General features: G+C 50.0%; 11 protein-coding genes and 1 pseudogene. 3 read left to right on the top strand and 9 right to left on the bottom strand.

Features of this window, described 5'->3' with window-relative positions; all coding sequences use genetic code 11:
- Positions 1-40: 40 nt before the first annotated feature.
- Positions 41-580 (bottom strand): acyloxyacyl hydrolase, encoded by a 540-nt coding sequence (locus C2M17_RS15525; protein WP_105201611.1) that lies wholly within the window; start codon positions 578-580, stop codon positions 41-43.
- Between the two features lie 233 nt (positions 581-813).
- Between C2M17_RS15525 and C2M17_RS15520 the strand changes: the two genes are divergently transcribed.
- Positions 814-1,425 carry an MlaC/ttg2D family ABC transporter substrate-binding protein gene (locus C2M17_RS15520; protein ID WP_233998015.1) on the top strand — a complete coding sequence of 204 codons (612 nt, stop codon included), beginning with the start codon at positions 814-816 and terminating at the stop codon, positions 1,423-1,425.
- 210 nt (positions 1,426-1,635) lie between these two features.
- Here the strand turns inward: C2M17_RS15520 and C2M17_RS15515 are convergent, their stop codons facing one another.
- From C2M17_RS15515 to C2M17_RS15505, 3 genes and pseudogenes are all read right to left on the bottom strand, one after another.
- The gene (locus C2M17_RS15515) at positions 1,636-2,862 is read right to left on the bottom strand and encodes a threonine/serine ThrE exporter family protein (RefSeq protein WP_105201610.1); all 1,227 of its coding nucleotides are present in this window, start codon (positions 2,860-2,862) and stop codon (positions 1,636-1,638) included.
- Positions 2,863-2,942: 80 nt separating this feature from the next.
- Positions 2,943-4,171, bottom strand: a pseudogene (locus C2M17_RS15510) (glycosyltransferase).
- Positions 4,168-5,208 carry a LacI family DNA-binding transcriptional regulator gene (locus tag C2M17_RS15505; RefSeq protein ID WP_105201609.1) on the bottom strand — a complete coding sequence of 347 codons (1,041 nt, stop codon included), beginning with the start codon at positions 5,206-5,208 and terminating at the stop codon, positions 4,168-4,170. Before C2M17_RS15505 ends, C2M17_RS15510 begins: the two are co-directional and overlap by 4 nt.
- A 171-nt stretch (positions 5,209-5,379) precedes the next feature.
- Here C2M17_RS15505 and C2M17_RS15500 point away from each other — a divergent pair, with 171 nt between their 5' ends.
- Positions 5,380-7,845: a S9 family peptidase gene (locus C2M17_RS15500; RefSeq protein WP_105201608.1), complete on the top strand. Its 2,466-nt coding sequence runs from the start codon at positions 5,380-5,382 to the stop codon at positions 7,843-7,845.
- Positions 7,846-7,900: 55 nt separating this feature from the next.
- Here C2M17_RS15500 and C2M17_RS15495 read toward each other — a convergent pair whose 3' ends face one another.
- The 5 genes from C2M17_RS15495 to C2M17_RS15475 all read right to left on the bottom strand — a co-directional run bounded on the left by C2M17_RS15495 (position 7,901) and on the right by C2M17_RS15475 (position 14,134).
- Positions 7,901-8,335: a GNAT family N-acetyltransferase gene (locus C2M17_RS15495; protein WP_105201607.1), complete on the bottom strand. Its 435-nt coding sequence runs from the start codon at positions 8,333-8,335 to the stop codon at positions 7,901-7,903.
- Positions 8,336-8,352: 17 nt separating this feature from the next.
- Positions 8,353-9,975: a sensor histidine kinase gene (locus tag C2M17_RS15490; RefSeq protein WP_105201606.1), complete on the bottom strand. Its 1,623-nt coding sequence runs from the start codon at positions 9,973-9,975 to the stop codon at positions 8,353-8,355.
- Between the two features lie 268 nt (positions 9,976-10,243).
- Positions 10,244-11,455, bottom strand: coding sequence for a M24 family metallopeptidase (locus tag C2M17_RS15485; protein ID WP_105201605.1), 1,212 nt, complete (start codon positions 11,453-11,455; stop codon positions 10,244-10,246).
- A 548-nt stretch (positions 11,456-12,003) separates the two neighbouring features.
- Complete coding sequence (locus tag C2M17_RS15480) at positions 12,004-13,548, bottom strand: S8 family serine peptidase (RefSeq protein WP_158684051.1); 1,545 nt, start codon at positions 13,546-13,548, stop codon at positions 12,004-12,006.
- Positions 13,549-13,564: 16 nt separating this feature from the next.
- Positions 13,565-14,134, bottom strand: coding sequence for a hypothetical protein (locus C2M17_RS15475; RefSeq protein ID WP_158677874.1), 570 nt, complete (start codon positions 14,132-14,134; stop codon positions 13,565-13,567).
- Positions 14,135-14,825: 691 nt separating this feature from the next.
- On the opposite strand from C2M17_RS15475, the gene C2M17_RS15470 reads away from it, so the two are divergent.
- Entirely contained in the window at positions 14,826-15,911 is a 1,086-nt protein-coding gene (locus C2M17_RS15470; RefSeq protein ID WP_105201602.1) for a M24 family metallopeptidase, read from the top strand.
- Positions 15,912-15,966: the final 55 nt, after the last annotated feature.

Below are 15,966 nucleotides of genomic sequence, written 5' to 3'. Positions count from 1 at the left end.
GGCTTACCGCATGAATAAAATTAGCCCTTATCTGGGCACACTAAAATGAACGTGAGTAGGACAAGGAAATAAAGTCCAGCCCCGGGTTAGGGCTTTCAAAACCGGCATTGGAATAATGCAGGTAGCGCACTCCAAACTCGGCATTATCCAGTTTGTAGACTACGCCTATTCTGTCTTCAAACTGGTAGTGGGTGCTTACGTCTTTGCCTGCGAACTGGGTGTCATCTAAGAGCGACAACCCTATGCCAAATTCAAACAGCACCGGGTGGCCCCGATATTGGGTGATGGGGTATTGAAATACCGGGGTTAGTGCCACAACAAAGTTGCGATCATAGTCATTGTTGTCGCCATAGCGCCAGAAGTTCACACTGCTTTCAAAAAACACCTCAAAATTATTGAAGCGCTCCGGCAGGTATTCGCTGAGATAATACTGATAACCTAATTTGATCCCTTGCACATCCCCTTCACCCTGAATGTAATGCAGGGTGTAGCCATGTCGCGGCGTTTCCTGTGCTTGGCTGGCAGCTAGGGGAGCCAGGCTTAAGGCTCCTGCCAAGGTGGCTAACATTAGTGATTTCATACGCTTAACCTCACAACAAAAAGGGCGCGTACTATTCATTGTGATGGGCTCGGGATCAATGGAGGAAAATGCACAGTGGTGGTGCGAACTTGGCACCAATAATCTAACTATATGAATACTAAGAATAAATTTATATGTGCATAAATGGAATCAATAATGTGCGTATTTGTTGCTTATATTTCAAAATACGATCCGCTACCATGGCTGCCAATTCGATGTGAGGAGAGTAGCCAATGCGCGCACCCAAGCTGTTTTTACTGTTTATTACCACCGCCATGCTGAGCTTGTCGGCCGCCAAGGTGCAGGCTGCCAATGCTGAAGAGCCTTATACTATGCTTAAGCAAGTTGGCGAGCAGCTATTTGTAGATATCGGCAATATAGAGGCCGATGAGCAGCAGAAAAAGGCCGAGCTACGCACCCTAGTTAAGACGCAGTTGATCCCGCATATCGACACCAAATTCGTGTCCTTTAAACTCCTTGGTAAGCATGTACGCGAAATCAATAAGCAGCAGGCAGTCGCCTTTATTGATGCCGTTGAGTCGTATTTGGCTCATACCTATGCCAATGCTTTGATGAACTACAAGGGCCAGGAAGTGCACTTTATTAAGCCTAATGCGGCGCCAAGCAATGGTTATACGGCGGTGAAAACCGAGATTGTCGAAGCGGGCAAACCGACCATAGATATCGTCTTTAAACTGCGTCAGGACAAGGCCGGAAGCTGGCGCGTCTATGACCTGGTCGCCGAGGGTATTTCACTACTCGATGCCAAGCAAAAAGAAATTATTGCCCGTATCTCTGAGGTGGGTATCGACCAGGTGAATCAAGAGTTGTTAGCCAAGGGCTAATGCAGAGTTCTGTTCCTGCAGTGTTTTGGGGTGAACTTGTAGCCTTAACCCATGAGGCTCCCTCCCTAGGAGTTCCCCCTTTTTTTTTCTGCTGGAATACGGTGAGTACAATTTGCTAGTACGTTGTTGTTATTGTTGTGACAACATTTTCAGGTGAACTTATGGCCTTTTCCCTGTGGCCTCCTATCAATAAGTTCACCTTTTTTTTGCTTAGAGACTTTTCTTTGGTGGCAATACCACGTTCGCAAAAATAAGCCCGGCTACAAGGGACATAAAGATCAAAAAGGTTTGCTGGCCGATATGGTCGGCATAGACAAAATCCTGCCCTTCAATCAGTGAATTAAGCCCTATATAGGTTTTTGACCCTGGCACTAGAACGATCAAGCCCTGCATGGCAACGATGGAGGCCGGGGCATTGGCGATACGGTTAAAGAGGTTACTAAAAATCCCCACCGCCAGGGCGCCAACAAAGGTACCCAAGGTGTAATCCAAGTAAGCTGCAGAGCCGATACTGGCACCATAGGCGATAAAGCCGGAGGCCAGCGACCACAGTGCATGTTTGGCTTTGGTTCTAAAAATAACCACTAGCGCCGAACAAAGCAGGAGGATAGCGAGCCAGGCAGTCCATTTGGGTAAGGGCTCAGGCGTTACAAATTCTGCCTGCCCAAAGAGTGCAAAGCCGATGCCGATGCCGATAAAGGCACCGAAATAAAGCTTAAACAGCAGCATAAAGGAGTCCATTACTCGCGCCGTACCAGACACCAGATGCCGCGCCGCCAGTTCGGCCAGACCCAGCGCCAAGGCGAGGCCGGGGATAAAGACGATAATACTGGAGAGCACTACTAAACGTATATTGATTTGCGCGTCTAAATACACGCTAACGGCACAGGCTAAAATGGCAGAAACCACGGCCACCAAGGGTTCAAGCATGTGTCCTACACGGCGCGAATAGCTTGACCAGAGCACGAATAAATACACCACCAGGGTGAGTAGGCTGGAATAAAAAACATCGGTCCAGCTGGTGCCCATCAGCATGGCAAAGGCGCCACCAGACATGGCAAAGGCACCGGCAGTTACCAAACGGTTGTAGGGGGCGGGCATCACGGCGATTTCATCGAGGCGCTTATCCGCCTCGTTAATGGTTAATTCGCCCTGGATAAGGGAATTTACCACTTCGTCGGTGTTGGCTAGCGAGCCGAGATCATGATCGCCCGGATCAACGCGGGCGACATGGGTGTACTCGTTCTCATGACCTTCGGTCCAGATCACAAAGGTCACCGAGGTGGGTGACATAACAAAGGAAGATTTCAGCTCCAAATAGGTCGCGACCTCCATCAGGTGCGCCTCGAGTCGATAGGCCGGGGTGCCGTATTTATGCAGCATTTTACCGAGCTTAACGATAAATTTACGTTTTTCTTTAAAGAGAGCGTCTTCCACGCGGGGTCCTCGGTTGTTGTTCAAAATGCACAGAGCGTGCGCATTTTATTAATCTAAGGTTACCTGTCTACTGATTTCTATCAAGATTTTATTGAATTTTTTGCCTCAATCCACTGTGCCATGTATTGGGTACTGCGCATGGTGTGGTGTTTGAGCATTTGCCCGGTGAAGTTATCTCGGCGGTGCAGTGCCAGGTTTTGTTGCATGTCATTGATGCGCGCCAATAAGGCGGACGCCAGGGTGTTGCTGTCGTAAACCTGGTTCAGTATTGCTCGGCCATGCTCCTGAGCGGTAGTAAACTCGGCCTCATTTTCATGCAATTGCACCGCGGCATCGGCAAACGCTTGCGGGTCGTTGTGCAGCGCACCATTCCAAGGTAAATCCAAATGCATGCCCTCGGCGCCAATAGAGGTGGTTACCGACGGCGTTGCGGTGATCATGGCTTCCAGCAGCTTGCCCTTAATACCGGCACCAAAACGCAGCGGTGCCAAACACACCCGCGCCGCGCTCATAACCTTAAGGGCATCATCGGCCCAGCCCTTGATCAAAAAGCCGGTCTTGGGGTTATGCAAGGCGGTGGCTTTTGGCGGCGGGTAGGAGCCGTAAATATGCAGTTCCGCCTTGGGCAGTTGCTTGCGGATAAGCGGCCAGATCTGTTGTAAATAGAGCACCGCATCCCAGTTGGGCGCATGTCTGAAGTTGCCTATGGTCATAAAATGTTGACGTTCGGCAAAGCTCGGTGTGTGCTTGGGCAGGGCGCTTAAGTCGACCATAAAGGGCAGGTGATGTAAGAGCTGAGAGTCGATTTTAAATACCTGGTTGAGCAGCTGCATCTCGTAGCTGGAGATGATCAGGCTGAGATCGCTGCGCAAAATAGCGGGATTTCACGCTTGGCCAAATCCGTGTGCAGGTCGGCGGTATCGAATTCCTTATCCGCTTTATGGGCTTCATGGCGGGCGCCACGTAAACATTGTAGATCTTCGGTATCGAGGATTTTTAATGCGTTAGGCGCATATTTATCGACCCGCCAGCCGAATTGTTCTTCCATCATAAAACGGTCGAACATCACAATATCCGGCTTTAGTTCGCCAAGATAAGCATCGAAACTGCTGCAATTGAGGGCAATATCCGCGCTGCTGATGCCATATTGCGCCAGGTCTTCCATATGCTCGGTGCGCTGTGCCGGTGAGGCAAATTCCACCTGCCAGCCTTGTGTGCGAAACAGTTTTAATAGCGACATCATATGGCTGCCGGCCGCCGAGGAATTTGGCTCTGGCCACACATAGCCAATCACTAATACTTGGGTCATAAACAAGACGCTCGTTTGATAAGGGTTACATCGATAAGGGTGCGACGGGGTACGCTTTGGCCATTGAGTAAGGCGGTTAAGATGCTCAAGCTGTGCTCGGCAAGGTCGGTACTGCGATAAGCCACAGAGCTAAGCGGGCAAGGCAAGATGGCGGAGTCCGGCAGGTCGCCAACGCCCACAAGCTTCACCTTATTGCCAGCACTTAGGCCAAGACTTGGCAGGGAATCGAGCACACCATAAGCGATTGGATCGCCGGCGCATAATATGCCCAGGGGCGATGCCAGCTCCGTAGAGTCTGCCTCATCGAGCACGTCTGCCAGCGCCGAGTTACTTAGGGCTTGCTGGCCAGCTAGGCGGGTATTGTCACAGGCAATCAATTGGCGCGTCAGAGGCTCTTGATGCAAATGCAGCGCCTGCTCAAATCCTTCCACCAGCTGGCTGTACTCGCTGATTGAAGGAGCGCCCAGTAGGGTCAGGGATTTACAGCCCTCGGCTATTAATGCCTGAGTCGCCAAAAAAGCACCGCGCTGGGTATCGGCAAGTACACAAGGAGCTTCGCTAAAAGGCACTTCACGGAGCACATTAATGATCTGCAAGCCGCTTTCGCTAAGCGCATTTTGCCAGGTGACATCCGTGCCTGTGGCCGGACACAAGATCACCGCGGTAACATTAGACTCCCGCAGGCGTTCCATCAGTTGTTGTTGGGTCTCAAGCTCATCATTGCTGCACAGCAACATGGGCACAAAACCCAGCTCAAGTACCCCTTGCTGCAAAGTGATTGCCAGCTCATTGAATCTGGGATCGGTCAAGGTCGGCAGCATAATGGCCACCAAGGTCGAGCGTTTTGAGCGCAGCGCCGCCGCATCCCGGTTATACACATAGCCCAGCTCAGCCATTGCCTGGCGCACCTTTTCCTTGGTTTTATCGCTGACCTTATCCGGTTGGGTGATCACCAAAGATACGGTGGATTTAGACACTCCGGCCTGGTGGGCAACATCAATGATGGTGATTTTAGGATGAGGTGCTGTGCTGGTCATGTTGCTATCGGGGGCTGATTAAGCGTTATATGGTAGCAGATTCTGCGCCAAACTAACCAGTTAATCGCAATGAGTTGTTTAGTTTATCTCCCCAGGTAGACTGTACCCAAGAGTCTGTTTATTTAGATAAATAGGCCCAAGAGGATAATAATCACAACAAAAGGGTTTTCTATGAAACAACACCTCATCGCCTCCGTGCTCCTCGGAGCATTGGGCTTGAGTTCGGCGCCCACCGCGCTTGCTCAGCAAGAGGCGCCGGCCGGGGCACAAAATGACGCTGGCTATCAAGTGCCATCGAAAGAGCTGGCGCAGGTCGTCGATGCCAAGTTGGCACCGCGTTCCATGCTATCACCGGACGGCCAATGGCTGGCGTTACTTGAACGCCGCCGCGTTGAGAGCTTACAGGAGCTGGCCAAGCCAGAGCTGAAACTGGCCGGTATTAAGCTCAATCCAGACAATTTTTCTCGCTCACGAGTGCGTAACAAGTACACGGCGCTGACGTTTAAATCCCTCGAGGGTGATATTAGCCTGGACGTAAGCGGTTTGGATGAGGGCATTATGCGCTCGCCACAGTGGTCCAGTGACAGCCGCTATCTGAGCTTTGTCTATGAAACGCCGGCGGCGGCCACCCTGTGGGTGTACGATATCAATACTCGCGCCCTGAAACAGCTGAGTGAATACGCGCTCAACTCTGTGGTTACCGCCACCCCGTATCAATGGATGCCCGATGCCAGTGGGTTAATCATTAACCATGCGGTGAACCTGGGTAAGGCCCAGCCACAAGACGATGCCAGCACGGTTGTGCCTGTGATCCAACAAACCACGGGTGAAAAGGCGCCGGCCCGTACCTATCAGAATCTATTGACCAGTCCCTACGACGAAGCGCTGTTTTCCTTCTATGGTCAGGGTCAGTTGATGCGTGTGAGTTTGGATGGCCAGGCCAAAGCCATCGGCAAGGCCAAGCTGTTTAGTAATTTCAGTATCTCACCCGATAGCAACAATATTCTTGTGGCGACCTTGGATCAGCCCTTCTCTTATCAGGTGCCGTATTTCCGTTTTGCCACTACCTGGTCTGTGTGGGGAATGAGTGGCTACGAGCTAACAGAGCTGGTTAAACAGCCGTTGGCCGACAACATTCCCCAGGGTTTTGATAGTGTGCGCACCGGCCCTCGCGACTTTGAGTGGCGCAGCGATAAAGGTGCAACGCTGATCTGGGCCGAAGCCCAAGATGGCGGCGATATGAAAAAAGATGTGCCGCATCACGACCATATTTACACCCTGAGCGCGCCGTTTAAACGTAAGCCTAAGTTATTTGCAAAAACAGAGCGTCGTTTTGCCGGGGTGACCTGGGGCAATGAGAATCTGGCGATGCTTTCCGAGTGGCGCTTTAGCGACCGTCAGGTGCGCAGCTGGATTATCGCGCCTAACGATGCCAGTGCTTCACCTGTGCTCTTCTCCGAGCGCAGTTATAACGATGCCTATAAAGATCCGGGCGACCCCATTTACACCCACAATGATTTGGGTGCGCGGGTAATGCAGGTCGTGGGTGACCGCTATATTTACCTGCGCGGCGATGGTGCCTCGGAGCAGGGTAATATCCCGTTTTTAGACCGTTACGATGTTAAAACCAACAGCACAGAGCGCCTGTGGCGCAGCGAAGCGCCTTACTATGAGCGCGTTGTTGACTTGCTAGACGAAGAGGGTGAGCGCTTTATTACCGTGCGTGAGTCTAAAACCGAACAACCTAATTTGTTCGTGCGCGATTTGGATGACGATTCCCTGACGCAACTGACTCAGTTCCCTCATCCTTATCCGGCCTTTAAGGGCATTCAAAAAGAGCAGTTACGCTATAAACGTGACGATGGTGTTGAGTTGTCCGGTACCCTGTATTTGCCAGCCGGTTATGAGCCGTCGCAAGGTCCTATCCCCGTGTTGATGTGGGCCTACCCACTGGAGTACAAGGATAAAACGGTGGCCTCGCAGGTGCGTGAATCGCCTTATGAATTTACCTACATAGGTTATTGGGGCCCCATGCCTTATTTGGCCAAGGGCATTGCCGTGTTCGACGACCCGAAAATGCCCATAGTTGGGGTAGATGGCAAGGAGCCGAACGACACTTTCCGCAAGCAACTGGTAGCCAGCGCCCAGGCGGCGGTGGATGTCTTGGTTGAAAAAGGCGTGGCGGATAAGGACAAGATAGCCATTGCCGGGCACTCCTATGGTGCCTTTATGGTGGCTAACCTGCTGGCCCACAGCGACCTGTTTAAAGCCGGTATTGCCCGCAGCGGCGCCTATAACCGCACGTTAACGCCATTTGGTTTCCAGGGCGAAGAGCGTAACTTCTGGGAAGGCCAGGCGGTGTACGCCAATATGTCACCGTTTTTCCATGCAGAAAAGATTAACGAACCCATGCTGATGATCCATGGTAAGGAAGACCCCAACAGCGGCACCTTCCCGATGCAAAGTGAACGCATGTATGCGGCAATGAAAGGCCTGGGTAAAGACGCTCGTCTGGTGATGCTGCCCTACGAAGCACACGGCTATCGCGCCCGCAAGAGCTTGCTGCATGTTTTGTGGGAGCAAGAGCAGTGGCTGGATAAGTACTTGCTCAGCGACACTAACACTAACGCCGAGTAAATTGCGTTTTAAAAAGCAAAACCCACGCCTAAGCGTGGGTTTTTTATGGGGGAGGCTAAGCGTTTTGCGCGCTGTAGATATCGGGTTGCCAAATTTGCATTAGTATTTCCGGGTTCTCTATCCCTTTGAAACCATATTGAGCATATAAACCATGGGCATCTCTTGTGGCCAGCACCATACGCCTTAATCCCTGCACATCTGGGTGAGAAACAATCGATTCCACAAGCCATTTGCTCAGCCCCTTACCGCGATGCGCTTCGACTACAAATACATCGGCCAGGTAAGCAAATGTCGCTCTGTCCGTGATTAAACGGGCGAAGCCCACTTGTTTGCCGCCATTTTCAAACACGCCAAAGCAAAAAGAATTATCAATTGCCTTGCGCAAGGTTGCTCTTGGAATGCCCATGGCCCAATAACTTTGCGAAATGAATTGATAAATAACCTCGAAATCCAGGTCTTCATGGTTTGTACTGATTCGATATCCTTTCACTGAACCTTCCTCGCTTGTTACTCGCCATTTTCCTTGGCTGTAGATTGCCTGAAGCCATCAAGTGGCATGGTGATAGCAAAGCATGCGCCTCCTTCACAGTGCGACTTATATTCCAGCGTTCCGCAAAAATATTGACTAATAATTTCATGCGCTAAACACAAGCCCAGTTCCGTAACCGTTGCATCGCGGTTACCGACAACAAGGGTATCGAACAAGTTGCCTTTTATAGCATCAGGAATACCACAGCCGTTGTCGCAAACCCTTATGGTTAGCTCTTGATTAGTTAAACTGGCTTGAATGTGTAATTTATATTGGGTGGATGGATGCTCAAAGGCATGATTGAAAGAATTTTCTATCAAGATAGCCAGAGGCAGATGCAGTAAAAATCGAGGTGCTTCAATTTGAATGTGTTCATCGACTTCGATGTCTAACTCTACATGCATCCCTTTGTTATCCGCGTCTTCAACACAGGCGCGTATTTCATCTGCAAGCACGAGCATTTGTGCTTTTTCGTCAAATCCATACTGAGTAATTACTTTTAGCTTATTCATTATATTGCTGATGCGACTGGCGCTGTTACCGACTAAATTCGCACAATTTTCTATGCTTTCAATTGATTCAAGTAAGGATTTTTTGGCTAATTTATTCTCGTTAACACAGGCTTTGACCTCTTCAAGGGCAAGAAGCTGACTACTTGATGCGGTCACGGCAATGCCAACCGGCGTGTTTATCTCATGCGCTAGCCCTGGAATAAGGCGCATCAAGGTTGCCGACTTCTCGGCGTTAACCAACCTGGCTTGCACCTGCTCAAGATCGGATACTGCGGCACAGAGCGCGTTATTTTTTGATACGAGCTCGTTGGTTTGATTTTTTACTTCAGAATTCAAAAAGGAAATAATGTTTTTGCGTATGCGTGAACGGGCGTTGTAGAAGAAAATGAGGACGCAAAGTAGGGATAAAAAGCAAACCACCGCAGCGAAATAATAAACGTTGAGTTTCATCGTAGAGTAAGCGATAAATTCGCCCAACTTTTGTTCTCGAATAGATAAAAATTCGTTGATGTGTCTCATTATGCGTACCTTACTTTGCAGGTAGGCTTCGCTATATAAGATTGCTAACGCTTCTTGATTTTTACCTTGGCGCACTAAATCAAAGGCTTGGTTTTCTAATAGCACCAAAGATTCACTTTGGTCATAGGCATGCGTCAGGGCTGTTAACTCTTGCTCGGACGCGCCATTTTCTTTGAGTAAGTCGAGCAGTGATTTAGGTTCGTCACTGAGGAAGGGGGGTGACCCATCGGCCACCATAAGCATGTCCCAGTACACCCTGTTGAGGTGTTTAGGCCTGGGGCTCTCGCCGGAGCGAATACTCAGGATTTGTTCAAAAAACTCTTTAAACTTGGGGTTCGTTGTAGCAGCGTAGGCTCTTGCCATCATGGTGAGTTGATCTGAACTCAAGCGCAGTTCTTGAGAGAGTCGTACTAGGTTAAAGTTTTGCTCCAAGCCTTTTTGTTGCTCACTCTTACTGACAAAGGCTAGCACCACAAACACTAATGCGGCTATAAATAAGGTTAAACACAGTCCGATAATGTATTCAAAGTATTTGAAGCTAAGAAATTTATGATATTGCTTTTCATTCATCGACCAACTCAGCTCGTAACTAATATAAAGCTTAACCCTTGATTCTTAGTATAGGTGAAGTTTTTTTGGCCCTGCGTGTTCTTGTTATGGAGGGGTGAGATTTATGCAGGCGAACTGCTGTGTTCCAGCTAATTCTTCAGACCTTGATAGCGGTGAGAAAGCAAACCAAAGTAGGTCTATAAACTCCCGGATTTATATCTACAAGGTAAGGAGTTAGTGGTGAAAATGCAGCACCAGAAAAGTGCTGCATAGGTGTTTGGTTTTATATTTAAAGCCCAAACGGGTTATCGATACTGTGTGCCGGCTCGGTAAACCACACCGGGCCTTTTTCCGTGGTATAGAAGTGATCTTCCAAACGCACGCCAAACTCGCCCGGGAGCACCAGCATGGGTTCATTGGAGAAACACATGCCCGGCGCCAGCACCTGCGGGTTGTTTTTAACCAGATAGGGCCATTCATGAATATCTAAGCCTATGCCATGGCCGGTACGGTGCGGGCAGCCTGGTAGGTGATAATCCGGGCCAAGGTTTTGCTCGGCAAGGTAGCTGCGTGCGGCCAAATCGACGTCACCACAGGTGTTGCCTACCTGCGCTGCGGCAAAGGCTTTAAGCTGGGCATTCTTTTCAATTTCCCAGAACATGCGCTGGCGCTCGGTGGCCTCGCCAAACACATAGGTGCGGGTGATATCGCTTAAATAACCTTTAAGCTGACAGCCTGTGTCAATCAGCACCATGTCACCTTGTTTTAAGGTTTGTGCGTCCTTTACGCCATGGGGAAAGCTGGTGGCCTGGCCAAACAGTACGATACAGAAATAGTTACCGGCAACGGCGCCTACTTTTTTGTGCGCCGTATTAATAAAGGCTTCCACCTCGCGGGTGCTGATCCCTTCATAAAGAATGGATGCCGCGGCCTTGTGTACTTCCAATGTCATGTCCATGGCACGTTGGATCAGCGCTAGTTCATTGGCTGATTTTTGCATACGGCAATGCTTGGTCACCTCGCCACCATTAATCAGGGTGTAATTGGGCGCGGCTTTTTTGATGCCATCGGCAATAAAAAATTGCGCGCTTTCATCTATGGCCAAAGTAGCTGTGTCGCCATAACCCAGTTGCGTCATCACCTCGCGCACCAGTTCATAGGGATTTTCTTCTTCTTGCCATGCATGAATGGGGGCATCAATCACCTGGTAGTCGCGCAGCGAACCAATTTCAAAAAACGGGGCGATAAAAGCAATATCACCTTGGGCAGGAAGAAGGGCACCCACCAAACGCTCACTCGCGTACCATTTTAAGCCGGTGAAATAGGTCATATTGGTGCCGGCATTAAGGTAGACGGCGTCTATGTTGTTGGCTTGCATATAGGCCTGGGCTTTGGCGATGCGGGTGCGGTATTCCGCCTCTTCAATGGGCTTAATATCCGTGGTCATGTCGCTTAGCTGCGCCAGTGCTTGTTCTTGAGTTTGATAGCCAATGCCTTTCATTGCGCCTAGCTCCTTACTTATTGAAACCGCGAGATGCAAAATGCATCGAGATTCATCGCAGTGGGTTGTTCGTTAATACTTGCTGTTATCAGCTTGCTCCTTGTTGCCACTTGAGTCAGTCCTCAGTGCTGCGTGTAACCAAGCCGCTGGCACAGCACTTTACTGTATGCAGCGATACACACAACCGGTTTGCGATAAGTGTGTGTGGTCTGCGCTAAATAACTGGCAAAACCTTTGATAAGGATCTATAGCCTCAACACGTAGGGCCACATACTCTGCGCCCGCCTGAGCTAATGTATCAAAAAGATGACTGCTCAGCGCTTTTGGTGATACGGCATCGCCTACCTGAGTAATAAAAGCGTAAAGTTAATATTGGCGCTCAGCCTAGGCCCAAGGGCCAGCTTTTGCTCATGAAATAAATGCCAATCCAGTGAGGGTATATCCATTGAGATACAAGAAGCGAAACTCAGATTAAATTACCTAAAAACAAAAAAGCGCTCACTAGGAGCGCTTAAAGTAACGATTATAAAGGAATGAAACGAACCCCTTTAGCCTTGACCGCCTTTTAGGTTGCCCTTCGGTACCTGGCAGCCATTGGCCTTGAGATAGTCGACTGCATCCTTGGCCTGTACTAGACCCCAGCCATAAGCATAGTCATAGCCTGACTCACCCAGATCCTGCGCCGAGGCACGAAGCGCCATGCGAATACCATTTGCAGAGCATTCGGGGAAATTACTCCATACCAGAGCAGCGACGCCGGATACATGAGGGGTTGCCATGGATGTGCCGGACATTAGATCGTGATCCGGGAAGTTTGCCGATGAAATTGTGGTCTCTTTACCAAGATTATCCATCAACAACTGACCTTCTTGGTAGGTGACGGCTCCGGCAATCATGTCGGTTGGATTGATCATGGGGATCAATTTACCTGGCATGTTATTGCGCACGATAACACCTACACCACCGTCGGCTTCACATTGGTCCACTTTTTGAAAGAAAGGGATTTGTCCCCGTTCCATTAGGCAAATTTTGCCTGTGACATCGCCACAGCTTTCGGTACCCAGACCACAATCCACTAGTTCGCCGGTGACACTGCCTATACCCGAGTTTTCCATTGAGTAGTGCAGCACGTTTAGGCCATCTTGCACCACATTAAACTTATTAAAGCGAGCACCTCGTCCCTGAGGAACGGTCGAGAAAACATCCACGCCAGGGGCGCTGAGCTCAACCTGACTCGTGCGCTGGGAGAAAGACGCATGACCTTTAGAGCTATCGATAGCGGCTACGGAAACCACACTGTCGTATGAAGCTGGGTAGCTGTGGCTCGGCTGGCCCGAGTTACCTGCGGCGGCAATCATCAGCACATTGTTACGCGCGGTCTTGGCGATGGCACGTTCCTCAAGAGGGCTAGAGAAGGTGCCGCCTAAACTCATAGAAATGATATTGGCGCCCGCTTGCTCACATTCATTGATGGCGTGAGCCAGATCCGAGGCATAAGCCCAGGCACCATTGCCTGCAAATACGCGGACGATATGCATATCAAGGGAGTGATCAGAGACCAAGCCCACGGTGCCGATGTCGTTGTTCACGGCCGCTATGGTGCCGGCAACATGGGTGCCATGACCAAATGGGTCTTCATACCAAACGCCAGCGCCTCCGTCTTCGGCACCTGTTACAGCCGCGTTAGGCAGATCTGGGTGGCTTAAGCCATAACCACTGTCTATTACGCACACCTTCTGGCCGCCTTGGTAGCTTACTTGATCACCTTGCACCATGGGCAGGCCATAGGGAATAAATTGGGTGCTGCCCTCAGACATAAGCTTTCGCGGCATGTCCGGATAGAATGCTTGAATGCCCTTTAATGCGGAAACATTGCCAAGCTGGCTTTTATCTAGGGTGATCGCCAGACTATCCAAATCTGATAGTTCGCGATTTATTTGAATGCCTTGCGCAACAAGCTGTGATTTAACGCTATCAAAGTCGTTGGCGTTGACCTCTAGGACCATGCGCAGTGGCTCGGCGGCCGCAGCGGGTAGACTCAGTAGGGTGGCGATACTCGCCGCAAGTAGGGTTTTATTTTTTAGTGCTTTCATTTTTGGCTCCTTGCGTTTAGGCGTCGTCATCGCTTGATGGACAATCTTGTACTTGAACGTTACCGCTCATGGTTCCGGCATTGTGATAACCCTCATACGGGCCAGACTCGAGTAACATCACATTTAAGATGCCATTGGCACCAAAGCCCGAGTTGATCCCCTCGCCGATATCCATCATGCAGGCAAAGCCTGTTCCTTCGCCGGGCGCACCTGGGTTGGTAGAGTCATAATTAAACTCAACCTGGAACATGCCTTCGGTACAGATATCTTGTTTGCAATGTTGAGTTTCATCCTCAAGACCATCTGGGTCGACAGGGTCAACACTGCATAAGCCGGCGCCAGAGACACTGGCTCTAAATGCTACGCCGCCGACTTGTTGCCAATCGATGGCGGTTTTATCCTGGTAATTTACGCGGCCGTTAATGTCGCCATCACAGCGTGCCGCATGGGCGGTAAAGACCGCCTTGCCGTCACCGCCTTGCGAGTGCAAGGTGCCGCCGACCGCCACACGGCCATCGAGCTTGGCGCAACCGCTTAACGTGGTCATTGCCCCAAGTATGAGTAATCCTAGATATGTTGATTTCATTGGACCTTCCCCAAAAATTTAAGATTTTTGTTTTTATATGTGATGCCGCTTGTTGTGCAAAAGGCCATTCAGGCGCTTTACCGACAAGCAGCGATTTACTGCCTACAAAAATTAGTAGAGCATTCGCCATCTGATTACAACGCCCGCTCTTTGCGCAAAGTATTGGAAATGGGGCGGGAGAAAGCGCGGTGGAATTAAAAAATCAGTGTTAACAGGGTGTTAAATTGACATCGAAACACATGTGCTAAATGGTGTTAATTTGTACTGTTCTGTATCAGGCGTTGGCATTTAATACTTTTTACTGTTGTTAGAATATAAACTCTATTATTTTATTAGTATCAGTCACTTAACATTTGAGCCAGGTTGCATATCCGCTGCGATAACGAAGAGGTTGTGTGTCGTTTTAGGAAATGACATCATTCAAGCCTTTGGATATTGTCTGCAACTCAATAGAGGAACACTCCTGTATATCGCAGACGTTATAGAAAACTAAAGGCGTGAGCCATCACCTTTACCTGCCGCAGCGAAATTAAAAAGAAGCGATGATGCTTTGTTTAAATTGGGTTTGCTGAGATATTGATAGCGTAAAGGCGCGCTTGGCGCTGTCAGCGCCTTAATTGAGAAAAGTATTAGCCGTAACAGCCGTTTTACTTCATTTTTAGGGTCTTCTTACAAGGGTTTATATTTAACTATGAGTCAGGTTTTTTTAACGCGTTTGGCACGACTACAACATCTTATGCTCTCGCAGGGCGATGAACTGCTAATCGTACAGGGGTTTGAGAATATCGCTTACCTTAGTGGCTTTTCCGGCAATGCCGCGACCCTGTTGGTGATGCCGCAAAAGGTGATGATGATCACCGACTATCGCTATTACCAGCGCGCCCTGAGTGAAACCCGGAATATCGAGGTGGTGCAGCGGGACCGTGATAATGAAAGCTTGGGCGCCTGTATTGCGCGACTAAGCGGCAAAAATCTGCGCATTGGCTTTGAAGCGGCGCACTTTAGCGTGGCGCAGTGGCAGGGCATAGCTAGTGAATTGAACGCCGCCGCGCTCACACCAAGAACCGATATGGTTGAGTCCTTGCGGCGGATAAAAGACGAGGATGAAATTGATTGCATACGTCAGGCTGCGGGCATCGCCGACAGTGCTTTGGCACATACGTTAACGCAAATTAAAATTGGTATCACAGAGCGTGAGCTGGCCATTGAGCTGGATTATCAGATGCAATTGCGCGGCTCTAACGGCACCTCATTCAACACCATCATGCTGTTTGGTGAGCGCAGCGCCTTGCCTCATGGTAATCCCGGGGAGAAGCAGCTGGCTGAGGGCGACTTTATTCTCATCGACTTTGGCGCCGTGGTGAAGGGCTACCGCTCGGATATGACCCGCAGCTATGTATGGGGGCAGCCTAGCGCAGAGCAGCAGGCGATTTTCGATACGGTACAAAACGCCCAGCGCACCGCCCTTGATGCGGTGCGTCCGGGAATAAGCGCCCATGAGCTTAGTGCCAAAGCCCATGAGGTGCTGCAAGCCAGTCCGTTTGGCCAATATGCCGGGGAAGGGCTAGGCCATGGCCTGGGTTTATTCTTGCACGAAATTCCATTTTTGAAGCCAGGCGAGCATTACCGCTTGCAAGCCGGTAATGTGATCACCATAGAGCCGGGCATTTATATCCCGGGCCTTGGTGGCGTGCGTCTAGAAGAAGACATAGTAGTGACGGCAAATGGTTATGATTGCCTGACCCAGGCGCCGCAGCAGTTTATTTTAGGGGGCTGAAAAAACGCTGTTGGCGCTAAGCTGAGATAATAGAGTGACGGTTAGGGTAATGAAC

Origin of the sequence: Pseudoalteromonas sp. T1lg10 (genome assembly GCF_002964545.1) — a bacterium.
In the GTDB taxonomy this organism is placed as follows: domain Bacteria; phylum Pseudomonadota; class Gammaproteobacteria; order Enterobacterales; family Alteromonadaceae; genus Pseudoalteromonas.
Note: the sequence above shows the minus strand (reverse complement) of the source record. Positions and strands in the feature narration are given on the sequence as shown.